Annotated in this window: 20 protein-coding genes; 14 read left to right on the forward strand and 6 right to left on the reverse strand. The window is 43.3% G+C overall.

Annotated features, from left to right (window positions below):
* Positions 1-111 precede the first annotated feature (111 nt).
* Both R7Z78_RS08180 and R7Z78_RS08185 read left to right on the forward strand, forming a co-directional pair.
* Positions 112-804, forward strand: coding sequence for a response regulator transcription factor (locus tag R7Z78_RS08180; protein WP_005373624.1), 693 nt, complete (start codon positions 112-114; stop codon positions 802-804).
* Positions 805-807: 3 nt separating this feature from the next.
* Positions 808-2,130 (forward strand): ATP-binding protein, encoded by a 1,323-nt coding sequence (locus tag R7Z78_RS08185; RefSeq protein WP_005373622.1) that lies wholly within the window; start codon positions 808-810, stop codon positions 2,128-2,130.
* Here R7Z78_RS08185 and R7Z78_RS08190 read toward each other — a convergent pair.
* The gene (locus tag R7Z78_RS08190) at positions 2,111-2,767 is read right to left on the reverse strand and encodes a pyridoxamine 5'-phosphate oxidase family protein (protein WP_005385609.1); all 657 of its coding nucleotides are present in this window, start codon (positions 2,765-2,767) and stop codon (positions 2,111-2,113) included. The two genes, R7Z78_RS08185 and R7Z78_RS08190, sit on opposite strands and share 20 nt — an antisense overlap.
* A 100-nt stretch (positions 2,768-2,867) precedes the next feature.
* Here R7Z78_RS08190 and R7Z78_RS08195 point away from each other — a divergent pair, with 100 nt between their 5' ends.
* Entirely contained in the window at positions 2,868-4,313 is a 1,446-nt protein-coding gene (locus R7Z78_RS08195; protein ID WP_104976236.1) for a PLP-dependent aminotransferase family protein, read from the forward strand.
* Here the strand turns inward: R7Z78_RS08195 and yjeH are convergent, their stop codons facing one another.
* Positions 4,314-5,576: an L-methionine/branched-chain amino acid transporter gene (gene yjeH / locus R7Z78_RS08200; protein WP_005373616.1), complete on the reverse strand. Its 1,263-nt coding sequence runs from the start codon at positions 5,574-5,576 to the stop codon at positions 4,314-4,316.
* A 327-nt stretch (positions 5,577-5,903) separates the two neighbouring features.
* On the opposite strand from yjeH, the gene R7Z78_RS08205 reads away from it, so the two are divergent.
* The 4 genes from R7Z78_RS08205 to R7Z78_RS08220 all read left to right on the forward strand — a co-directional run bounded on the left by R7Z78_RS08205 (position 5,904) and on the right by R7Z78_RS08220 (position 8,697).
* On the forward strand, positions 5,904-6,359 hold the full coding sequence (locus tag R7Z78_RS08205) for an Lrp/AsnC family transcriptional regulator (protein ID WP_005373615.1): 456 nt from the start codon (positions 5,904-5,906) through the stop codon (positions 6,357-6,359).
* A 40-nt stretch (positions 6,360-6,399) separates the two neighbouring features.
* Positions 6,400-7,314: a LysR family transcriptional regulator gene (locus R7Z78_RS08210; protein WP_017819875.1), complete on the forward strand. Its 915-nt coding sequence runs from the start codon at positions 6,400-6,402 to the stop codon at positions 7,312-7,314.
* 109 nt (positions 7,315-7,423) lie between these two features.
* Complete coding sequence (locus R7Z78_RS08215; RefSeq protein WP_005373611.1) at positions 7,424-8,038, forward strand: LysE family translocator; 615 nt, start codon at positions 7,424-7,426, stop codon at positions 8,036-8,038.
* A gap of 329 nt (positions 8,039-8,367) precedes the next feature.
* Positions 8,368-8,697: a hypothetical protein gene (locus R7Z78_RS08220; protein WP_005373609.1), complete on the forward strand. Its 330-nt coding sequence runs from the start codon at positions 8,368-8,370 to the stop codon at positions 8,695-8,697.
* 125 nt (positions 8,698-8,822) lie between these two features.
* On the opposite strand, the gene R7Z78_RS08225 is transcribed toward R7Z78_RS08220, so the two are convergent.
* Positions 8,823-9,044 (reverse strand): hypothetical protein, encoded by a 222-nt coding sequence (locus R7Z78_RS08225; RefSeq protein WP_005373607.1) that lies wholly within the window; start codon positions 9,042-9,044, stop codon positions 8,823-8,825.
* 240 nt (positions 9,045-9,284) lie between these two features.
* Positions 9,285-10,718, reverse strand: coding sequence for a glyceraldehyde-3-phosphate dehydrogenase (locus tag R7Z78_RS08230; protein ID WP_005373606.1), 1,434 nt, complete (start codon positions 10,716-10,718; stop codon positions 9,285-9,287).
* Positions 10,719-11,333: 615 nt separating this feature from the next.
* On the opposite strand from R7Z78_RS08230, the gene R7Z78_RS08235 reads away from it, so the two are divergent.
* Positions 11,334-13,970, forward strand: a complete 2,637-nt coding sequence (locus R7Z78_RS08235) for an ATP-binding protein (RefSeq protein ID WP_115386534.1) — start codon at positions 11,334-11,336, stop codon at positions 13,968-13,970.
* A 68-nt stretch (positions 13,971-14,038) separates the two neighbouring features.
* Here the strand turns inward: R7Z78_RS08235 and R7Z78_RS08240 are convergent, their stop codons facing one another.
* Positions 14,039-15,382: an MATE family efflux transporter gene (locus tag R7Z78_RS08240; RefSeq protein WP_025767935.1), complete on the reverse strand. Its 1,344-nt coding sequence runs from the start codon at positions 15,380-15,382 to the stop codon at positions 14,039-14,041.
* 121 nt (positions 15,383-15,503) lie between these two features.
* A complete protein-coding gene (locus R7Z78_RS08245) occupies positions 15,504-15,818 on the reverse strand; it encodes a DUF496 family protein (RefSeq protein WP_005373603.1) in 315 nt (104 codons plus the stop codon).
* A gap of 241 nt (positions 15,819-16,059) precedes the next feature.
* Here R7Z78_RS08245 and R7Z78_RS08250 point away from each other — a divergent pair, with 241 nt between their 5' ends.
* The 6 genes from R7Z78_RS08250 (at position 16,060) to slyA (ending at position 22,182) form a co-directional block, all read left to right on the forward strand.
* Positions 16,060-16,263: a hypothetical protein gene (locus R7Z78_RS08250; protein WP_031777159.1), complete on the forward strand. Its 204-nt coding sequence runs from the start codon at positions 16,060-16,062 to the stop codon at positions 16,261-16,263.
* 165 nt (positions 16,264-16,428) lie between these two features.
* The gene (locus R7Z78_RS08255) at positions 16,429-17,079 is read left to right on the forward strand and encodes a YceH family protein (protein ID WP_169644397.1); all 651 of its coding nucleotides are present in this window, start codon (positions 16,429-16,431) and stop codon (positions 17,077-17,079) included.
* Positions 17,076-17,393 (forward strand): GIY-YIG nuclease family protein, encoded by a 318-nt coding sequence (locus R7Z78_RS08260; protein ID WP_132937186.1) that lies wholly within the window; start codon positions 17,076-17,078, stop codon positions 17,391-17,393. The genes R7Z78_RS08255 and R7Z78_RS08260 overlap by 4 nt, the downstream gene beginning before the upstream one ends.
* A 331-nt stretch (positions 17,394-17,724) precedes the next feature.
* Positions 17,725-18,822: an autoinducer 2-binding periplasmic protein LuxP gene (locus tag R7Z78_RS08265; protein ID WP_005385634.1), complete on the forward strand. Its 1,098-nt coding sequence runs from the start codon at positions 17,725-17,727 to the stop codon at positions 18,820-18,822.
* On the forward strand, positions 18,822-21,398 hold the full coding sequence (gene luxQ / locus R7Z78_RS08270) for a quorum-sensing autoinducer 2 sensor kinase/phosphatase LuxQ (protein WP_169644399.1): 2,577 nt from the start codon (positions 18,822-18,824) through the stop codon (positions 21,396-21,398). The genes R7Z78_RS08265 and luxQ overlap by 1 nt, the downstream gene beginning before the upstream one ends.
* 331 nt (positions 21,399-21,729) lie before the next feature.
* Positions 21,730-22,182: a transcriptional regulator SlyA gene (gene slyA, locus R7Z78_RS08275; protein ID WP_169644406.1), complete on the forward strand. Its 453-nt coding sequence runs from the start codon at positions 21,730-21,732 to the stop codon at positions 22,180-22,182.
* Positions 22,183-22,192 lie beyond the last annotated feature (10 nt).

Genomic DNA, 22,192 nt, shown 5'->3' on the forward strand with positions numbered 1-22,192 from the left:
AAGCCACCTTCTTTAGAAGGTGGTAATTTACTAAAATTATCATTTAAGTAGGTTGCGCAGTATAGGACGAGCGATATACTCCCTCCATCATATTGGTGGAGTAAATGATTCATGGTGGGTAATACAATCTTACTGGTAGAAGACGACTCAGAGATTGCTCGATTAACCAAAATGTACCTCGAAGCCGAAGGATATACGGTAACTGTCATCGATAACGGTCAAAATGCATTAGAAACGATTAAGGGGCTCAAGCCGGACCTAGTGCTGTTAGATTTGATGTTACCAGGAAAAAATGGCGCAGAAATATGCCAAGAGGCGCGTAAGTTTTATCATGGTATTATCATTGTTTTGACTGCGACCGATGATGAAATGAGCGAGGTGAGCTTATTTAAGTTCGGTGCTGATGATTACCTTACCAAACCGATAAAAGGTAATATTTTGCTCGCCCGTATTGAAGCAGCGTTGCGTCGCTATTGTCGTCAAGTTGATATCGTTGAAGAAGAAAAGCTGAGCCGATATGGCATTAGTCTTTGTCTTCGTCGCTCCCAAGCATTTTATTTGCAAAAAGATATTGGTTTAACGAGTTCTGAGTTTGAAATTTTAGAGCTCCTGATGCTGAATGTCGATAAGCCAGTATCTCGTGAATCATGTTGCCGTCTTGCCCGAGGCATTGAATACTGTATTACTGATCGTTCGATTGATATGCGTATATCCTCACTAAGGAAGAAATTCTCTAAGGCTCATATCCATACGGCTACCATTAAAACCATACGTCACCACGGCTACATGCTGACAGGTAAATGACGCATGTTTTCCCTGTTTACTCGTCTATATGTGGGGTTAGTAACTGGCCTTGCGCTGACTGTTGCTTTGTTTCTCTTTATGGGGGAAGAGTACATGCGCAAAACAGAAGTCGGTGTTTTTTTGAGTGACGGTGCTTATTTTGTCGATCAATACATTGAGCAACGAGGCACTCCGGATTCTCTCTACAAGAAGTTAACCGAAAACGGCAAGCAAGATTTCTTTATCTTTGATTTAACATTGGTTGAAAACTGGGACGGATCACCGCCTTGTCGAGATTGTAATCTGCTGTACCGTATGCAAGGGATACCTGTTTATCTTATTGATGGCAGTACCTATGCTGCGGTATTCCCTTTGCCTAACACTTCGAAGAGTTTAGTTTTCAAAGAAAAAACGGATTTCTTTAGCCCACACGTTGATTGGAATGAAGATTCTGAGATTGTATTTATACTTACTCTACTTTTGGTTGTTGTATGCAGTTTAGGCATTATGGTTTACATACCTGTACGACGTCTTGACCGCCAAATTCGGCAACTAACGGCTGCGCAACAACAATTTGGTTCTGGTGAGTTGAATACGCGAGTCGAGCTAAAGCAATTTTCGCAACCCGTGAAAGAGCTCGCCCAAGGCTTCAACTGCATGTCTGAAGAGATTGAGAGACGAGTGCGCCAAACACACATCTTTACTCAAGCTATTCCTCATGAAGTGCGCACTCCGCTGAGTCGTATTCAGCTAGCGACGGATTTAGCTCGACGCACGAGTGGTGAAATGCAGGCAGAGTTACATGACGATATTGAACGATACGTTGATGTCGTGACGGATTTAACGTCCGACATTGTCATGCTGTCTCGCTTGAGTGTGAAAAACCACTCATGGATCGATTCTGTTGAAACCATGGAACTGCCACTTTGGTGTAAAAGCCGCATGAATTACCTAGGCTTAGAGTCCGCCATGTTGAGAGCAGAAAATAAACTCGCGAACCAATTGATTCACTTTCAGCCTACTTTGGGTAACCTTGTCCTCGATAATTTACTGCAAAACGCCAAGCGTTATGGTGAGTCCTGCGTTGAGGTGACGATTCGAACGGTAGCGGATTGCTGGAGCATCGATATTGAGGACGATGGTCCGGGCATCCCTGAGGCGATGCGAGAAGAAGTATTTATGCCATTTTCGCGCTTAGACAAAAGCCGCAACGCCGACATGAAAGGCTTTGGTTTAGGGCTTGCCATCGCTACCAGTGCAGCGCGGCAACTGGGGTGGGAGCTTTCTGTCGGCGAGAGTCACTTAGGCGGCGCACGTTTTACGGTGCTTATTCCTGCCAACGGTTAGAGTAGGCACTGCGGTAGTCTGGCTCTGCGATACCTTCATACAAATCGTCACAAGCTTGCAGTGGACCTACGACGGTTCGGTAGGGTAGGACACCTGCCCAAACAGGGATGTCCATGTCTTCCGCATCGTCGTTGACGCCAAAATTGCTGATTTTCACTGATGCCTCCGTGAGCGGGATACGCAGTAGCATGGTGGCTTTGAGTTCTTTTTCATTACTCAAACGGACTTGTTCTGTTCTCCCCGGAGCGATCTGTTCAATAAAGTGATTCAGCAACCTGTCTTTCTCTTGGTTATCTTCCACCACCTCAAACTGGCCAAAGACCACAGCACTGCGATAATGCGCACTGTGGTGAAACGCACTTCGAGCCAATACCCAACCATCAAACAAAGTAAAGGTTAAGCACGTTTGCACTCCTTGTTTGAGTGAGCGTAACAGTCGACTGTTGTTGGCACCATGGATATACACGTAATCATCGACACGCCATGCCAGCATAGGGATGACCACAGGGCCTGACTCGTTGGTTATCGCAATATGAGCGATTAGGCTTTCATCTATGATGGCGTGCAGTTTGCTAACATCAGAGACGGCTTTATGTGCGCCTTTCTTAATTTCCGTTCTATTGGTGTTGGATAGCATTTTCTCTCCTTGTTTGCTCACGATTACGAGCGATTGATCCTCATTCTTTGATTGCAATGTAGCGTTTAACTGGTAGCTTAAAGAGAGCCACTTTTAACTAATGGATGGATCCAGTTTGTCTTTGATTGATATCGGTGACCTGCATTTAAAAGACAGTGATGGAACGCGTCAGCAAGCGTTGTTTTTTGCTATTCGCAAGAAAATTGTTCAAGGACTGTGGATGAAGAATGGGAAGCTGCCTTCTACGCGGAAGCTTTCACAAGAGCTTAATCTAAGTAGGAATACCGTGATTTCTGCCTACGAACAGTTAGTGGCGGAAGGGTACTTGAACAGCCAAAAAGGTTCTGGTTTTTATGTTGCCGTAGAACTGCCAGAGCAGTACTTGCCTGAACCTAGTTCAGTTCAGAGAGACTCATCACCGAAAGCTCACTTTGATATCAACCGCGCATTTGCACCGGGTGTGCCGGATTTGGACGCATTTCCGATGGCGCAATGGCAAAAGTTACTCACTCGCCATATGTCTCGTACTTGCTTGTTGGGGAATCAAGATATTCAGGGCAGTTGGACATTACGCTGTGCTTTAGCTGACTACCTTGCATCTAGCCGTTCAGTGAATTGTTCTCCAGAGCGCATTATTATTACCTCTGGGGCGCAGCAAGCGTTGTCAATTGCGACGATGGTAGTGCTCAAACAAGGTGATAAGGTTCTGATGGAGCAACCAGGTTACGCGCAAATGCGGAAGTTGATTCAGTTCCAAAACTATCAATTTGAGCCTTTGTTCGTAAGAGAGAAATTAGGTTTTGATGTGGAAGCGGTGACCTCAAGCGATGCCGATGCGCTGTATATTACACCAAGTAATCAATATCCGATGGGCACCACACTCAATACCGAGCAAAGAGGAAAGATCATCAACTGGGCGGTCGAACAATCAAGTTGGATCATCGAGGACGATTATGACAGCGAATTTCAGTTTGCTCATCGTCCCTATACCAGTTTACAGGGGCTAGCAGCTCAAATGGGTCGAGATGATCGCGTGTTGTATGTGGGTTCCTTCAGTAAAGTGATGTTTAACGGATTGCGGCTTGGCTACCTTGTAGTTCCTGAACGTTTAGTAGAGCAATGCTTAGTGGTTAAGGACGCGTTAAGTGGTGATTCGCCGACGCATACACAAGAAGCATTGGCAGATTTTATTACTGAAGGTGGGTTATTACGTCATATTCGAAAAATGCGTCGACTGTACAAAACTAAGCATGAACAGATGCATTTATCCATTCAACAGCATTTTGGCGACCGTGTTTGCGTCGTTAGCCAAGCGGCGGGGCTTCATATTACGTTGAAATGGCAAGACGGTATGGATGAGCAGCGTTTTACGAAACTAGCAGAGCATGAAGGGATCATCTTGCGACCTTTGAGCTATTATGAACACCCAGATTTTCAAGCACGTCACTGGCATGGTGCCGTGCTTGGTTACGGCAATATCGCGTTAGAGAACATAGACGCTGGTATCCAACGTTTAGCTCACATATTTCGAAATGGGAAGCGATGACTATTCAACTACACGTGTTTGTCGCTTATGTCGCCACTGTTTCCAAGGCAGTAAAAGTAGAGTAAAAATGCCAAGTGCATAAAACATTGACCAGCCTAAACATATAAAAACACCGGTACAAAGCAGTAGGGACAGTCCCGCAAGTGTTTTACCAAATCCTCGAAGCAATTTGAAAGCGGCTAACATCGCCAACATGTAAACCAGAACGAATACACTGTTTGCGAGTTTTAGGAAAAACTCCAGATCGAGCTGTGATAGGGTTCCTATCACACAAGATATCAATAATATGCCGCCAACTAATATGGTGGCTGAGAAAGGGACACCACGACGTGAAATCTTGGCTAGTGGACTAGAAGGACGATGTTCACGAGCTTGAGCCCAGACCATTCGCGCTAGGCTCTGTGTGTATAAGTTAACGCTCGCGAAACAAGCGGAGAAACCTATCAAGCTGATTATCCATTTGGCTCCATCGCCTAGTAGTTGGGCACTAAGCCAGGGGATGGATGCGTTATCAAATTGAGCGTTACCATACGCGCCAAATTTTAAAATAACGACAGAGCATGCCCAATAGGTAGCCCCTGCTACAAAACAACCGACCACAATGGCAATAGGGAAATCTCTTTGAGGGTTTTTGAACTCTTCCCCCATATGGGCAAAAGCCTCTATGCCAACAAAACACCAGAACATCACGCCTAACGCTGCGGTAATAGGCCAAATTGACTCTTGTGTGATGGCGGGCATCACAAGATCGGCGTTGTTAACGTCGCCTTTCCATAAAAATGCGCCAACAAGTGCGAAGACACTCAAAGCAATAAGAGTTTGTAAATGACCTGATGATTTTGTGCCCATCAAGTTGACGAACACAAGAAGTACTACCGTGAGAACTTGTGCAAACAGATTGTTGCTAATAGGCTCTGGCAATATTTGTTGTAGGAAGCCTGCGGCGAGTGCAATCGCGGCCGGAACCCCTACCGGAATGACACTAACAAATAGCCAAGCGACACTACTTTCCAGTTTGGCGTTAAAGGCTTTGCGTACAAAAAAGGCTGTTCCGCCCGCGTTGGGGTATCGTTTACCCAGTTGAGCAAAAGTCAGCGCAATAGGACAAATCGCGATGAACAATAAAATCCAAGCCCATAGTGAAAAATGGCCAGCTATACCTGCTGCGATAGCCGGGATCATAAACAGCCCAGTTCCCATTAATGTGGTGGATAACTGTGCGATACCTGATGTGAGTGAAATGTCTTTTTTGAGCTCTTCCATGCGAATTGATTCATCCAATGTTATGAGGCTTATTACGAAAAAGCTTGTGGCTTCTGGTTATTTCGTTTTATGTGTTTAAGCGATGCTATTTATGTGCTGAGTACTTAAGTTGGGAATTTGATTTCAATGTGTTATCTATTTTCTGTTGAAATGGATAACAGCACTCATCTCATGCCCGCCAAATAGCATATCCAAAATGTTAATAACAAAATGATTTACTAAACCGTCAATATGACGGTTGTTTTAAATAATTCCAACAAAATGTTGGTTTCTTATGCAGTTAGAATCGGTATAGAATGAGAAAAATAAGGAAAGCTTGGTAACGGTATGGACAAGTTTGATCATAAGATTGTGGATCTGCTCAGGCACAACGCTCGGCTGTCGGTGACTGAAATTGCGGATAAAGTAAACCTTTCTCGTTCTGCGGTAACGGCCCGTATTCGTAAGCTAGAGCATGACAAAGTGATTCTAGGGTATCACGCTGAAATTGCGCCTTCGGGTGGGGATTCGATTTGCGCCTATTTTGCCTTAAAGTTCGATAAATCAACCTCTACGTATTATTGCGAATCATACGCGGACGAGTTATACAAAATTGATGGCGTAAAATGGTGTCATGCGATCAGCGGTGAGACGGACATGATGGTTTTTGTCGAAGTGCCTACGATGGCTCGCTTGAACGAAATCAGAGATCAAATTCAACGATATCCAGAGCTTCGAAACCTGATGACTCATACCGTCTTAGCTGAATTCTTTAACACGACTGGGAACCTGTTTGTGAAGTGACCATGAATGGATGCCATGTTGAAAACCCTTCTGAGCGAATATGTTAAACAACATTAATTTGAATCTACTTAGATCCTTGCATGTACTTTTAGAGGAGTGTCATGTCAGCCGGACCGCAGACCGTTTGCACATTACGCAGTCAGCTGTCAGTCGACAGCTTGCACAATTGCGCGATCTGTGTGGTGACCCACTGCTTATTCGTCAAGGTAATCAACTGATACCAACGCCACGAGCAATAGCGTTAAAATCAAAGCTTGATGCATTACTGGCTGAGTTTGACCATTTACTCGATGACCAACCTTTTGAGCCGCGGCAGTGGCAAGGTGAGCTTGTTATTGCTTCTAGTGACTACGTGGCGCAATACGTATTGCCCGATATTGCCTCTCACTTGGGTGAACAAGCGCCACAGTTAGATATGGCGTACCGACTGTGGCAACCCAACTTTCTTGATAAACTTCATGAGACGGGCATCCATATCGCGTCTTCTATGTATCCAGAAAAACCACAGAGCGTGTCGAGCGTTAAAATTGGTGAGGATTCATCAGTTTGTTTGATGAAATCTTCTCATCCGTTAGCAAAGCAGGACCAGATCAGTATTGAAGACTTGATTTCATATTCACACATCAAAGTGACTGGCGGCGGAGACAAAGATTCCTACACTGATTTAGCATTGAAAGAGCTAGGGCACACCCGCCACGTTACCTTTAAGGTTCCATTCTTCTCTGCTGCGATCAATCGCTTAGTTGCAAGCGAGCACCTGATGGTGGCTCCTGAACATATTGCCGTTAACCTCGCTAAGCATTGGGACTTAACCCATAAAGCATTACCACTCGAAACACCTATTCATCAATATTGGTTAATGTGGCACCCCAAATACGACACGGATCCTGCGCATAAATGGGTGCGAGAAGAGATTCGCTCAGTAATGCAAATTTCTGAATATTCCATTCGCTAATACGTACACCGTTTAGCTATGACTTGAAGTCATGATTAGTATGAATAACTTTGATTTCTAATTATACCTCTTCCGTTGATAGAGTGAGCTTCAAAGAGGGGAGATTCTTATGACACTAACAGTTTGGTTATCACTTTTTACCGTGTGTTTATTAGGGGCTATGTCACCAGGTCCCAGCTTAGCTATTGTCGCTAAGCACTCGTTGGCTGGTGGACGTATCAATGGATTAGCTACGGCTTGGGCTCATGCGTTTGGCATTGGTATATATGCGTTTATTACCTTGATTGGGCTCGCTGTTGTTTTGCAGCAAAGCCCGATGCTGTTCAAGACGATTAGCCTTGTGGGTGCGGCATATCTTGCGTATTTAGGGTTTAATGCTTTGCGTTCAAAAGGTGGTGTGGCTGCGAAGTTGGAGTCAGGTGAGGAAACAACGGTAATCCAGTCTGCGCGAGAAGGCTTTTTTATCTCGATTTTAAGTCCCAAAATTGCTTTGTTTTTTATCGCATTATTCAGTCAGTTTGTCGCGCTCGGTAATGATTTGAGTAATCAGATGATCATTGTTGCCACGCCGTTTGTTGTGGATGGGCTTTGGTACACCTTTATTACCCTAGTGCTATCGAGCTCTAAAGTCGTTGACAGAATTCGCTCTAAGGCAGTGTTGATTGATCGTTTGTCAGGAGTAGTACTCATGCTGCTGGCTCTTAGAGTGGTCGTAACGGTATAGACAAGCTCGCAAGACAGAAATACTAAAAGCAGCCCGTGTGGCTGCTTTTTTGTCTACTCTCAGTAACCCTTACACAATTTACGTAATTCTGACGCTAAACGTTGCTAAAATTAATATTATCAATAGTGTTACTTTGGTTCATATTCTCATTTGCTGTGAAAGCTACTTTCCAACGCATTGTTATAATGAGAACGATAGCCACTTAACGTTAATACTAACAGTGTCGCATATTAAGTCGAGAGTGCTTTATTGGATAAAAACGGACTTTCCTCTTACTTACCCTATGAAAGGGGTAGAGACTTCATGACCGTTTAGAAGGTGAGAGCAATATGCAAAGAATAGTAGATTTAGCTCCAGTAGTAATTTTGACCAGTGTTTGCAGCGTTGCTTGGATATTCTTTTCAACAAAGAGCATTTGGGTGTTTTTTGAACTGTTTGTATTTACGATGCTTGGCTTTGGCCTTTTGTACGGGTTACTACAAAAGGCTGATCCTAAACACTTTGACTTTGTTTTAAATCACATCGATGAAATTAAGAAGGAAGGCAAAGATGCTTGCCTAAGCGGCGCTCCGAAAGAATCCAACCCATACTCTGGTGTCGATGGTGATTTATGGGAGGCTGGTTACACAGCCTCCTACAACAAAAAGATAAAGCAATAAACCGCTAGGTGCTTATTCAATATTGTGCTTTTCAAAAAAGCACCCTGCCATTTTAAGGACAGGGTGAAAGCAAGAAGTTTCTCAGGAGCGGTCGGGGGAGAGAAACTCATCTAAATCTTATTTACTTACCGGCGAACCTCTTCAAATTCACCTTCAATCGCATCTGCTTTACCTGTATTAAACTCATACTCTTCGTGCATTTCTCTCTGCATTTTCTTGACGCGCTTTTCAATACGTTTACCGGTAATTAATGCTGCGATGGTCAACGGAATCGCAATGATCAAGCTAAATACTAACGTAAAAAAACCGGTAATCAGTGCTAGTGCAGTTACAATAATCCGATTCATAATCATGACCTCTCTGTAATTTATGTGCTCAGATTAATGCTGTGAACATGAACAAAACATGAATGCTGACGTTCACTTTGTCCGGAGAGTGTCAAATGAATGAAACGAAAAAACGCCTGAGGGTGATCAGGCGTATAAACGGGGAAAAATATTAGTAATGCGCATGGCGCTTATTATTTAGAACAAATATGAGATATTGTCCGCTACGCTATGTGGTTAACGTTGTGGAGCAAAGTTCACCTATCGAGGGAATGTTTGGTAACGAACACCCATCATTTGTTCCATACAGTGCACAACTTGGCAGCTGTAACCGAATTCGTTGTCGTACCAGATGTAAAGTACACAACGCTTGTCTTGTGCGATAGTCGCTTGACCATCTACGACGCCTGCATGACGAGAACCAACTAAGTCAGTTGATACAATTTCTGTTGAATCGGTGTAGTCAATCTGTGCCGAAAGCTCAGAGTTCAACGCCATTTCACGCAAGTAATCGTTCAGTGAATCACGGTCTACGTCTTCACCTAAGTTTAGATTAGCGACTGCCATAGAAACGTTTGGTGTCGGTACGCGAATCGCGTTGCCTGTTAGCTTGCCTGCAAGCTCTGGCAATGCTTTAGCAACTGCTTTTGCCGCACCTGTTGAAGTCAGAACCATGTTTAGTGAAGCACTACGTCCGCGACGGTCACCAGAGTGGAAGTTGTCGATCAAATTTTGGTCGTTTGTGTATGAGTGCACGGTTTCAATATGGCCAGAAAGAACACCATATTTATCGTTCAGAGCCTTAAGGACTGGCGTGATTGCATTTGTTGTACAGCTTGCCGCAGAGATGATGGTGTCATCTTCTTTAATTACCGACTCATTTACACCGAATACAACGTTTTTGATGTCACCTTTACCTGGTGCTGTTAGCAGTACTTTCTCTGCGCCTTGACACGCTAAGTGTTGGCTCAGGCCTTCAGAATCACGCCAAACACCTGTGTTATCAACAACTAGCGCGTTATTGATACCGAAAGCTGAGTAATCCACTTCGCTTGGGTTATTTGCGTAGATAATTTGGATGTAGTTGCCGTTAACGATCAGTGCTTTACGCTCTTCATCGATAACAATACTACCGTTGAACTGGCCGTGAACTGAGTCACGACGCAGCAAGCTAGCACGCTTCTCCAAATCGCCTTTTTTACCGCCACGAACCACAATCGCACGTAGTCTTAGTGGGTAACCTGGACCACTTTTCTCAATGAGAAGGCGAGTAAGTAGTCGACCAATGCGACCGAACCCGTAAAGAACCACATCACGCGCTTTCAATGAAGAATCTGCGTCGCGAGCACCATCAAGTGCAGTGATAAGGAAATCGTTTAGAGAGCTTGTATCGTCATGTTCATTCCAGTACATAGTTGCCAATTGGCCAACATCGACACGGCATGAAGAAATGCTCATTTCACAAAGCGCTTGAATAATAGGCATCGTGTGCTCAAGCGAAAGTGGGTTACCGGTATAACGTCTTGCAACGCGATGAGTTTTGAGAATGTCTATAGTAGTAGCATTAATAAGCGTTTTACCAAACAGAACCACTTCGATTCCTTTTTGACGATATAGCTTACCAATTAGAGGGGAAATAGATTCAGCAATCGTTTGGCTAGTTTGCCAGTCTTGGAGATATTTCTCTGGACTCATTGTTGTATTAGACCTTTCACGTTTTGGGGGCTAACCATACTCTCTGCTGTTGCCTCTTCGGCAGCGTGCAAGAGTGTGGTGGGTTATGTAATCGGGTTGTAATAGTTATGTGTGCGGATTCTAAGGTCGGAGTCCTTATTCTGCTAGGAAAATTAAATCCAGTGTAAAACACTACTTAAGGGAACGTTAGTGGTGGATTAATGTGACTAAAGCAGTGGTTTTCACGTATTGACATTTAGAAAGTAACTTACTTTTTTTGCGATGATAACGTTTGCTTTCAAATTAGTTTTGTTGACAAAAATGGATATTTTGCATTTTTGTGTGATTTAACTCGATAAGGCAACTCAATAGGTAAACATACAATAGATGATTTCCTGAAAAGTGATGCGACTCTTAGTTGTGAGTGAAACTTTATTGTTTGCATCCAACTTTAAGATCAAAAAATATGACTTAAATCACAATTTTTACCGCATTAGCCGATGATAAAACACTCACAATAACCATAGTCTAGGTAGGTGAATGTTGTTTGAAAGTAACAATGTCGTATATGCCTTTCAATGCAAGAAACTAGTCTAATATTAAATAAACGGATGAAATCAACCATTAGGCTGATGGATGTTGAGATTATCAATAAAAACACGCTTAGCACTCCTCGCACTATTACCCGCTGTGGTAATAGTGGTATTTGCAGTTCAGCAGTTTTCTGATAATGCGTTGCGCGTGAGCCGTCTCAATCAAACGGTTAGCAATATTCAAGGTTTCCAATTGATATCCAAGGCCTCCCACTTTATTTACTCCATAGAGAAAGTACGCCGACAGCCTGATCTTCAAGTCTCTGCAGCCATTAATATTGAAGAACAAGGTGAAGTTATTTCTTCTTTGCATCAAAAGTTTGTGAGTAACCCTAATACTGCTGAGTATGCTGATGAACTGAAAGAAGCCATGCTGGGGGTATTGTCAGGTAGATTGAGTGAGATGGACGACCTGGGTGATTGGGCATTTCAACAGCTCCAAAATATGTCGCGCTCTTTGTTGCAAAATCATCAATGGTATGGCAGTGACGACGGCATTCGCATGCAAAATTTTATTGCCTACCTTGCTCAGCTCTCTTTTTGGACACAGAAAGAAGCTTGGCTGACGAACCGTTTAGTCCAAGACCCTGAGAGTCGGCTAAGTCAAAGTATGTTTTATCAGGCGATTGACCGACAGCAGCAAAATTTGGATGCGTTTTTAAACTTAGGTGGGTCATACGAGCAAGTGGATAAATTGCTTGGCTTGTTTACTTCGCCGAGATATCAGAGAAACTTGGCGTCTCGCGGACAATTAATGTCAGGAGACATGTCACAAAGTGACTACGCCGCGTATTTAAAAGAACTCGATTTTCGTGTGCAGCGCTTACAAGTGCTCATTGATGGGTTCACCAAACAAACTGAGCAGTCGCTTCTCACGCAGGTTCATGAACAAAAGGCCAATATAGCGATGATCAGTTTTGGCGTTGCCTTAGTGGTTATCCTGCTTTGTTGGCTCGGATTTAGTACTTGGTTCCGAGTTAACAGCAAACTCGATGCGATCATTCACACTTTAAACGCGTTGATCAACTCCGAAGAGAAGCAAACAAAAGTCAAAGTTGATGGGAGTGATGAACTGACCATTTTTGCTCAGCAAGTGAATCGAGTGGTTGAAGAAATGCAGAGACAAACTGAAGAAATACTACATGCAAAAGAGTCAGCAGTATCGGCTAATCGTGCAAAATCTGTGTTTCTTGCCAACATGTCACATGAAATACGCACGCCCCTTAACGGGATCATGGGCATGACAGAAATACTCTCTCAAAGTGAGTTGTCTTCGCATCAACAAGAAGTTGTTGATGACATTGACTCCTCATCTCAAACACTGCTCACTTTACTTAACGATATATTGGATCTCTCTAAAATCGAGTCTGGACGATTGGAGCTGTCACTAGTAGAAGCGGATATCCGAGAAGTCGTGTATCAGTCGATGATTTTATTCCAATCCAAAGCAACATCTAAACAGCTAAAGTTAGGTATTAATTTAGCTGAAAATATCCCCATTCGCGTGATGGTCGATGATCATCGTGTCAAACAGGTAGTTACGAATCTGGTATCGAATGCGGTTAAGTTTACCGAAAGTGGGCATGTATGCGTTGATGTTAGTTATGAGGAGTTACTTGAGAAAGAACGTGGAGTGCTGACGTTTAAAGTAGAAGATACCGGAATAGGCATTGATCAAGATAAGTTAACCACGATTTTTGAACCCTTTACTCAGGAAGATGAAGGAGTGTCGAGGCAATTTGGCGGCACAGGGTTGGGTTTGGCAATTTGTTGTCAGCTTGTGTCGATGATGGGGGGCAAGCTCGTAGCAACATCTACAAAAGGAGTGGGCACATGCTTTGAATTCTCGATTGAGGTTGAAGCAATTCCGGTGTTTGGCTGGCGTTCGGAGGTGATTAATAGAGGGCTTTTGATCTGCTCAAATTACGACTACGCCGACCAAGTATTAAAAGAGTGTCGCTTAGCGAAAATCAATCTCTTTGGTGTTAATAATGTGAATGAAGTGCAAGCGATAAATGATGACTTTGATGTCATATTTCTGTGCCACAGTAACGATGCTAATACCGATGAAATCTTGGATAATCTATCATTTAATTACGATCTTCGCCGTGTGATTATTTGCCAGCATCATTTATCCACTCCCTACGAAAATGCAGAAAAAGTACATGCCGTACTCACATTACCTTTCCTTGGCAATCGATTTAAGCATGTCATTGATGATTTAGCTAAGGTTGAAAAGACTATATCAAGTGACAATGTCACCAATAATGTTGTCAGCTCTGAATATCGAGCGTCGCGCTCTCATCGGAGGATCTTAATTGCGGAGGATAATTTGATGAACCAGAAAATAGCGAGTTTTTTTCTGGATAAAGCAGGTTATGACTATTTGATAACAAGCAACGGTCAAGAAGCGTTAGAAGCCATCACAAAGGGAGAAGAATTCGATGCAATTTTAATGGACTGCATGATGCCCGTGATGGATGGACTGACCGCGACGAAAGAAATTCGTCGTTGGGAAAAGAAAGCAGGACGTGAAAAAACAATGATTATCGCACTCACTGCGAGTGTTTTGGAAGAAGACATCCACAACTGTTTTGCGGCAGGCATGGATGCTTATTTACCTAAGCCGTATAAATCGAACCAGTTATTTGAGCTCTTTAGTGAATTAAAACTCGCCTAGCTAACATTTCAACTTAGACAAGGCGTCAAAACGATAAAGCCCCACTTCAGGGGCTTAGTTCTGATTATTCATTGTTGTGCGTTGGCTTGAGCGCCTGCGAGTTTGCGTATGGTTTGGCGATAGGTTAGGTATGCGGAAACACCAGCTAACAGGTTGCCGATACAAGCGCCTAAGAGTAAACCTCGGATTCCATCCATTTGAGCGCCAACCCACAAGCACGGTAGGAAAAAGACAAACAAGCGCAGCGCTGAAATAGTGAGCGCGGTGTAAGATTTGCCTAATGCATTACAAAGAGAAACCATTAGCATACAAACCCCTAATGAACCCAAACTGATCGGCACTATCAGTAAATGCATTTCCAAGACTTGCTCCACTTGCACATCACTTGTCATCAATAATGCGAGTGGGTTTGCGACGGCAAATGTAATGGCAGCAATCAAAAGTTGGAAACCTAGAATGAATTTTACGGCAATACTGACGAGCCTTTGGATATCTTCATAGTTCTTTGCCCCAAGTAAGCGTCCAACCATTGGAGGCATAGACATTGTCAGCGCCAAGACCGAAACGATAGCAAAGAACTCATAGCGTGAACCAAGCGCCCAAGCGGCGACTGCTGCGGTTCCAAAGCTTGCCAATAATTTTGTTGCTAGCATGGAAGACAACGGTGGCAGCAGTTGGCTAATCATCGCAGGGCCCATAATGTTACCGATAGATGCAACACTTTTGGCTACGTTAAGATCTTGCCATTGTGTCGTTGCCCAGTGATTCTTTTTCACGCGAGGAGCGACGACTAAAATACCAAACCCAAAAGCGACGATGGTTGCTATTGCCGCTCCGTTAATACCCAAGTCAAATGTGAAAATAAATAGCGGATCGAGCACAAGGTTCACGCCGCTGGTTATCATCATCATTGTGCCAGGTAACATTGTATTGCCATTAGCTCGGCAGATACTGTAGTAAAAATACAAAACTGCACCAGTCCATGAGCTTAATAACCACCAAGGCCAGTAACTGTCGATTATCGGCATAACAGATTCTGGAGCGCTTAATAGAGCTAAAATGGGGTAGCGCAAAAGCCAAATTAGCCCGCCAAAAATAGCGACACCAATTGAGCCGATCATCAATACTAATCCGCCCAGTTGTTTGGCATACCGACTTTCATTCGCCCCAAGAGCTTTAGAAATGACCGCTGTCGTTGCGATCCCTAGACCGACTTGAATGCCGATAATGACCATTTGCAAAGGCAGAGTGAAACCTTGAGCGGCTAACGGTAAAACGCCGAGCTGACCGATAAACGCACTATCCACAAGCTGAAAGCTCATTAAAGACAGAACGCCAAATAGCATTGGCCAGGTCATCGTAAATAATTGTTTTGCAAGCGTTGGTTGTGTACTTGTCGTAGTTGAAGACATAGAAAGCTGAATGCGTTAGGAATAAGAGTTAGATTGATTGTACACGGCGGTTAGTTTAGAGACAAAAATAAACCCCGAGGAAGATATTCTTGCTCGGGGTTCGAAAATCTAGCTTACGCGTTTATTTTTTGCCGCTAGTTTGCTTGTCTTCTTCAGTCAGCTCACGAATGCGACGGCTGATGTCACGACGTGCTTTAGAGATCTCAGCGCTTTTAATGATGTGGTCATCAACACGATCTTCATAGTCTGCTTTCATATTTTTGATGATTGCGACGATTTCATCGTGAGTCATTTCTGGTTTGATGTAGTCTAGAAGGTTTTCTAGAAGATCAACACGTTTACGGTTATCACGAACTTTCTTCTCGTTATCAAGAAGCTCACGTTTTAATTTGTTTTTACGACGAGCTTGGTTAACGATTTCAAATACGCTACTCATAGTTCTCTTTCCTAATTTTATGAATATCTTCCTCGATTAAAGCACAACATCCAGTGGCATAACAGTCTTTAGATCAATAGCAATGCAGAGTTGAACATTTCTCAACCAATTGCGCTGTGTCCATATAATCGTGCTGCTTTCTTCGAGTTTTGGCCAACATCGTAGAATCCATCGATTCATTGTCATAACGTGGCCTTCACTATATTATCAACACCATTGAATGCAAAATGATGAACTTGATATGGACTCTGGTAACACTGCGGAGCAAGTAAATAGTCAAGATAATGAGCAAGTCACTCGCTCTGTGGCTGAAAAGTTAAAAACGGCGTATATCAACGCACGCGAGCAACTCGAAATCATCGAAGTTGAGCTTAATCGTTCAAAAATAATGATGGTCGACCAAGATGGCAATTTGACGAGAGTGCCGATTCTCTCGGAGCATTGATACCTGACCCTATTCGTAAGGGGTGTCAGGTCTTACGCTATGCTTTAGCCTGACACCAACACCTGAACCGCTAACGCTTCTTGCACTGCTGTGTGAATTTATGGCGTATGATTTCGAAGCGATTTAGGTACAAAGTCAAATGCAAAAATAATAAGGAAATGCATTATGAAAGTTGAGCTAACGGCAATTGAAGCACGAGTTATTGGTTGCTTGATCGAAAAAGAAGTCACTACCCCAGATCTTTACCCCCTCAGCCTAAACGCATTAACCAACGCGTGTAATCAAAAAAGCAACCGTGATCCCGTGATGTCACTCTCAGAGTCAGACGTACTCGATGCCGTTGATGCTCTTATTGAGCGCAGGCTCGTCAGTGACGAAAGTGCGTTCAACAGCCGCGTCAGCAAGTATCAACACCGTTTCTGTAATACGGAATTTGGTGATTTAAAGCTGACAGAGCAGGAGAAGGGCATTGTATGCTGTATGCTTTTGCGCGGTGCTCAAACACCTGGGGAAATTCGTACTCGTACTAATCGTCTCGCGACATTTCATGATGTAAAAGAAGTGGAAATGGTCCTTGAGCATTTAGCAAGTGAAGAGAAAGGACCATTAGTGGTCAAATTACCACGTGAGGCTGGTAAGCGGGAGTCGCGTTATATGCATTTGTTCTGTGGTGATGTTGATGCGTCCGAACTTGCAGCGCATGTGTCTGCTGCAAGCTCGAGCTCCGATCGAGTAAGTCAACTAGAGCTCGAAGTCGCTCAGCTGAAAGAAGAGCTGGATGAATTAAAAGCTAAGGTTGAGTCACTGCTTTCATGATGGAAAATACAACGCAGCGTTGGAGTGTCTACCTGATACGAAATAACCGCAACGCGTTGTATTGTGGTGTTACCAATGATGTTGAACGAAGATTCAATCAGCACCAAACCGGAAAAGGAGCGAAAGCTTTGAAGGGAAAAGGCCCTTTGGTATTGGAATGGTCATTGGATTTTGACTCAAAGACGCTTGCCATGCGAGCAGAGTACTATATTAAGCAACTAACTAAAGCGAAAAAAGAGCTGCTCGTTATGTCAAAAGCAAATATTGTCGTCGACGAACATCAACAAATGATGTTAGAGATAGTGGCACTCTGATAAGCCCTTGCTACGCAAAGATACACGGAAACCGCCCATGTCACATTGGCGGTTTCTTTTTGTTTTTGGAGTACCATGTAGGAATAAACTGACGCATAATGGGCTGGTGTTCTGTTTACAGGTCCTGAATATGAAAAGCGCGAAATGTCTTTGCGTCATCGAGACAAAGGAAGCGACTCAATGTACTTTCATTTGCATCCACTCAGACCAAGAACTAATTTACTATTGAAACAGGCACTAAGAGGAAGGTAGATTACAAGAGTATAGGATGACTCGGCTAGGTAATGAATAGAGCTGAATTAGGCTCATAAAAAAGCTAAAAGAGCAGTAGATGAAAAAAGCGTTAGTATTCTCCCTGATTTCAATGGCCGCTTTTGCGCCGAATGTGCAGGCCACCCAAGTTCTTAATGGGTATTGGGCATATCAAGAGTTTTTAGACCAGTTTCCACAACAGAAGCAGCTAACTAGTGCGTTGGCTGAAGTGGTAAGAGAAACCCCTGTACCCGTAGCAAAAGACAAGAAGCGTCCACTGAAAATTTCTGTTGTTTATCCAGGGCAGCAGATCTCTGATTATTGGATTCGAAACATCGACGCGTTTGAAAAACGCCTAGATAAGCTTGATATCGACTATCAACTAAATCAAGTGTTTACTCGTCCTAATGCAGATATAAAGCAGCAAAGTTTGTCTTTAATGGAGGCGCTGAAAAGCAACTCCGATTACTTGATCTTTACTCTAGATACCACAAGACATCGTAAGTTTGTTGAGCATGTCTTAGATTCAAAGAAAACCAAGTTAATTTTACAAAATATCACCACACCTGTTAGGGATTGGGAACATCATCAGCCGTTTCTTTATGTTGGTTTCGACCACGCAGAAGGAAGTCGTGAATTGGCCGTTGAGTTTGGCAAGCGTTTCCCTAAACATAGCCACTATAGTGTTCTCTATTTCTCGGAGGGCTACATTAGTGACATCAGAGGCAACACTTTTATCAACCAAGTGAACCGCGATAATCAATTTGAACTACAATCTGCTTACTACACCAAAGCAACAAAGCAATCTGGGTATGAAGCTGCAAAAGCCAGTTTGGAGAAGTATCCGGACGTTGACTTCATTTACGCGTGTTCTACCGATGTAGCATTAGGTGCTGTTGACGCTCTTAAAGAGTTAGGTCGTGATGATGTCATGATCAATGGTTGGGGCGGCGGTTCAGCAGAGTTAGAGGCGCTTTCTAAAGGGGAGTTAGACGTTACCGTTATGCGTATGAACGATGATACAGGTATTGCAATGGCTGAGGCCATTAAGTGGGATTTAGAAGGAAAGCCAGTTCCCACCGTTTACTCTGGTGATTTTGAAGTCGTTACCAAATCGGACTCTCCAGAAAGAATTGAAGCATTAAGAAAACGTGCATTTAGATACTCAGATAATTGATGACAACTACATCAAAAACAAGAAAGCGTCGCTCACTGTCGACGCTTATTACCAAAATAATTATTCTCGTACTTGCTCCGATCATTCTAGGCATCTTTGTTCAGAGTTATTACTTCTCGAAGCAGATTATTTGGCAGGAAGTCGACCGAACCAAGCAGCAGACCTCTGCCCTGATCCTGAACATTTTTGATAGCCATTTTGCAGCGATTCAGATTCATCACAACAGCAATTCGAAAAGTGATGTTGTATTGGATTTTTATACAGAACGTGATGAAGAGGCACTCAATTACTTTTTCATGAGTATTGACCAGAGTGATCCTTCCCATACACCAGAGTTTCGTTTCCTAACCGATCATCAAGGTATTATTTGGGACGATGGCAACGCGCATTTCTATGGCATCAACAATCTGATACTTAGCCGACTTGCCAGTCAGGTGACCTTTAGCAACAACTGGTATTATCTACCCTCACAGACCCCGATGGGAACTCGCCATCTGTTACTTCGTCGCGTACCCGTTTTACAACCTAAAACCGGTGAAGTGATGGGGTACTCTTACAATGTTGTTGTTTTAGATAATAACTTTGGGTTGATGGAAAGGTTAAAAAATGAAGGCAACGTCGACAATGTTGTGTTGGTCGCTAACAACACACCATTGGCAAGCTCATTAGTAGGAGATGAGGCTTATCAAATATTTGACGTACTCAAACGACGAGAGTCCCAGCACAAGCTTGACCAATTATTGATCATCAAAACCCCTATTGAGGTAAATGCCGCCGAGACTGACTTGTGCTTGCTTACTGTGCAAGACAATCAGAGCGTGGTGACATTGCAAATCCAACACCTGCTAGCAATGCTAGCCTCAGTTATCGGTATGGTCATGATTGCGCTAATGACTAAAGAATGGATCGAGAATCGAGTAGTTGAAGAGTTAGGATCCCTGATGGCATATACCCGCTCGGCTCGTGAAGAAAAAGGATTTGAGCGTTTTGAGGGGTCAGATATTGAGGAATTCGATCATATTGGTTCGACACTAGAAAACACTTTTGAAGAGCTTGAAGCACAAAAGCGCTCTTTCCGCGACCTGTTTAACTTTGCGTTATCTCCTATTATGGTGTGGTCTGAATCGGGTGTGCTTGTCCAAATCAATCCGGCAGCACGCAAAGAGTTAGTCATGGAAAACGATATTGAAACCATGCACCCAGTGTTCAAAGGTTTCAAAGAAAAGTTGATGCCACACCTTCGCATGGCGGCTCAGGGAGCTACGTTGACAGGCGTTAATGTGCCAATTGGAGACAAAGTATATCGCTGGAACTTATCGCCGATTCGAGTTGATGGAGATATTAGCGGTATTATTGTTCAAGGTCAGGATATAACCACGCTAATTGAGGCGGAAAAACAGAGTAACTTGGCGCGCAAAGAAGCAGAGAAATCTGCTCAAGCCCGTGCCGACTTTCTGGCTAAAATGAGCCATGAGATCCGAACGCCAATCAATGGAATTTTAGGGGTTGCTCAATTGCTAAAAGACTCTGTGGAAACAGAAGAGCAGAATAACCAAATTGACGTACTTCGACATAGTGGTGAGCACTTACTTGCTGTTTTGAATGATATTTTGGACTTTTCGAAGATTGAGCAGGGTAAGTTTAATATCCAAAAGCACCCGTTTTCTTTCACTGATACAATTCGAACGTTAGAAAACATTTATCGTCCTATTTGTGAAAGTAAAGGCGTCAACCTTGTCATTGAAAACAAAATAGATCCCAATGTTGAAATCTTTACTGACCAAGTTCGTCTGAACCAAATTTTATTCAACCTAGTCAGTAACTCAGTAAAGTTTACGCCCTCGGGTAGCGTGCGCTTGCATGCGGAACTTGAGCAGTTCTATGGCGCTGACAATAGTGTACTGGTCGTGGAAATTACGGATACAGGTATCGGCATCGAGTCTGACAAACTCGACCAAATGTTCGAACCTTTTGTTCAAGAAGAAGCAACAACGACTCGAGAATACGGTGGCAGTGGCTTAGGGCTGACCATTGTGAAGAGCCTTGTCGACATGCTGGAAGGTGATGTTCAAGTCCGCAGTCAGAAAGGCTTAGGAACGACTTTTGTCATTACAATGCCAGTGAAAGATCGTGAGCGAGTACTCACCCCTCTTGATTCGAGTTTGCGAGTTAAGCCAGGTGAACTATTTGCAGAGAGTCTCAAAGTGTTGTTGGTAGAGGATAACCATACTAACGCATTCATTCTAAAAGCGTTTTGTAACAAGTACAAAATGCAGGTTGATTGGGCGAAAGATGGGTTAGAAGCAATGGAATTCTTAAAAGATCATACTTACGATTTGATACTGATGGACAACCAACTTCCGCATCTTGGTGGAATTGAAACGACCAAAGAGATCCGACAAAAGCTAAAACTAGGCACGCCAATTTATGCGTGTACTGCTGACACCGCGAAAGAAACCAGTGACGCCTTTATGGAATCGGGTGCGAATTACGTGCTTCTCAAGCCGATTAAAGAAAATGCGCTCCATGAAGCATTTGTGGATTTTAAACAGCGGTTCTTAGTTGAGCGAACATAAGGAATTGGCTCACTACGGGATAACCCAATTACTCATTATCTGAAAAGCACAACACCATGACTGTGGGTTGTGCTTTTTTGTATCTGCCCCTTTTACTCTTATACAAATCAGACTTTTCAGACTTTTCAGACTTTTCAGACTTTTCAGACTTTATTGGTCTCGACGTTTGTTGTGTACATCGCAGCATTTCAAATTCAAACATAGTGTTGTATTACTTAGATTTCTGCCCCTTCACTGACACACCCAACGTGATTTCAATCACAAAAAGACATTTACTTAGCGTGCTAACTATTTTATATTGCTTAGCACGCTAAGTAATTGAGTAGATCTTATGATTCAAGACATCAACAGTTTGCGAGACCTTTCTCTGGCTGAAAAATTATCTCGTGTTGCTCGTTTATGGAAAATGGTTGCAGATCGCGAGTTAGAGCCTTTAAACCTAACGTATCCGCGTTGGACTGCGTTATGGAAGCTTTATCGAATGGGTGACAACATCAGTCAGAAGCATTTGGCTGAAGCGCTTGAGATCGAGTTAGCGTCGTTGATGCGAACATTAAAATTATTAGAAGAGCAATCTCTGATCGTTCGCCATTGCTGTGAACACGATAAGCGAGCACGTATTGTTAGCCTCACAGAAGAGGGGAAAACCCTACTAAAGCAAATGGAGGCTCGAATTCTTCAAGTTCGAAGCAAGCTCCTAACGGACATCAACGACCAGGAACTTCAGCAGCTTTCATTGATTCTTGATCAGATTGCTCACAATGCGCTTGATTCACTTAGCTAATAAGTCAGAA

Origin of the sequence: Vibrio sp. 1167, assembly GCF_033340375.1 — a bacterium.
GTDB lineage: Bacteria > Pseudomonadota > Gammaproteobacteria > Enterobacterales > Vibrionaceae > Vibrio > Vibrio alginolyticus.

Excerpts from the sequence above, each read along its gene's own strand:
- R7Z78_RS08180 (WP_005373624.1), top strand. The coding sequence starts at position 112 with ATGGTGGGTAATACAATCTTACTGGTAGAAGACGACTCAGAGATTGCT.
- R7Z78_RS08185 (WP_005373622.1), top strand. The coding sequence starts at position 808 with ATGTTTTCCCTGTTTACTCGTCTATATGTGGGGTTAGTAACTGGCCTT.
- R7Z78_RS08190 (WP_005385609.1), bottom strand. The coding sequence starts at position 2,767 with ATGCTATCCAACACCAATAGAACGGAAATTAAGAAAGGCGCACATAAA.
- R7Z78_RS08195 (WP_104976236.1), top strand. The coding sequence starts at position 2,868 with ATGGATGGATCCAGTTTGTCTTTGATTGATATCGGTGACCTGCATTTA.
- yjeH (WP_005373616.1), bottom strand. The coding sequence starts at position 5,576 with ATGGAAGAGCTCAAAAAAGACATTTCACTCACATCAGGTATCGCACAG.
- R7Z78_RS08205 (WP_005373615.1), top strand. The coding sequence starts at position 5,904 with ATGGACAAGTTTGATCATAAGATTGTGGATCTGCTCAGGCACAACGCT.
- R7Z78_RS08210 (WP_017819875.1), top strand. The coding sequence starts at position 6,400 with ATGTTAAACAACATTAATTTGAATCTACTTAGATCCTTGCATGTACTT.
- R7Z78_RS08215 (WP_005373611.1), top strand. The coding sequence starts at position 7,424 with ATGACACTAACAGTTTGGTTATCACTTTTTACCGTGTGTTTATTAGGG.
- R7Z78_RS08220 (WP_005373609.1), top strand. The coding sequence starts at position 8,368 with ATGCAAAGAATAGTAGATTTAGCTCCAGTAGTAATTTTGACCAGTGTT.
- R7Z78_RS08225 (WP_005373607.1), bottom strand. The coding sequence starts at position 9,044 with ATGAATCGGATTATTGTAACTGCACTAGCACTGATTACCGGTTTTTTT.
- R7Z78_RS08230 (WP_005373606.1), bottom strand. The coding sequence starts at position 10,718 with ATGAGTCCAGAGAAATATCTCCAAGACTGGCAAACTAGCCAAACGATT.
- R7Z78_RS08235 (WP_115386534.1), top strand. The coding sequence starts at position 11,334 with ATGTTGAGATTATCAATAAAAACACGCTTAGCACTCCTCGCACTATTA.
- R7Z78_RS08240 (WP_025767935.1), bottom strand. The coding sequence starts at position 15,382 with ATGTCTTCAACTACGACAAGTACACAACCAACGCTTGCAAAACAATTA.
- R7Z78_RS08245 (WP_005373603.1), bottom strand. The coding sequence starts at position 15,818 with ATGAGTAGCGTATTTGAAATCGTTAACCAAGCTCGTCGTAAAAACAAA.
- R7Z78_RS08250 (WP_031777159.1), top strand. The coding sequence starts at position 16,060 with ATGGACTCTGGTAACACTGCGGAGCAAGTAAATAGTCAAGATAATGAG.
- R7Z78_RS08255 (WP_169644397.1), top strand. The coding sequence starts at position 16,429 with ATGAAAGTTGAGCTAACGGCAATTGAAGCACGAGTTATTGGTTGCTTG.
- R7Z78_RS08260 (WP_132937186.1), top strand. The coding sequence starts at position 17,076 with ATGATGGAAAATACAACGCAGCGTTGGAGTGTCTACCTGATACGAAAT.
- R7Z78_RS08265 (WP_005385634.1), top strand. The coding sequence starts at position 17,725 with ATGAAAAAAGCGTTAGTATTCTCCCTGATTTCAATGGCCGCTTTTGCG.
- luxQ (WP_169644399.1), top strand. The coding sequence starts at position 18,822 with ATGACAACTACATCAAAAACAAGAAAGCGTCGCTCACTGTCGACGCTT.
- slyA (WP_169644406.1), top strand. The coding sequence starts at position 21,730 with ATGATTCAAGACATCAACAGTTTGCGAGACCTTTCTCTGGCTGAAAAA.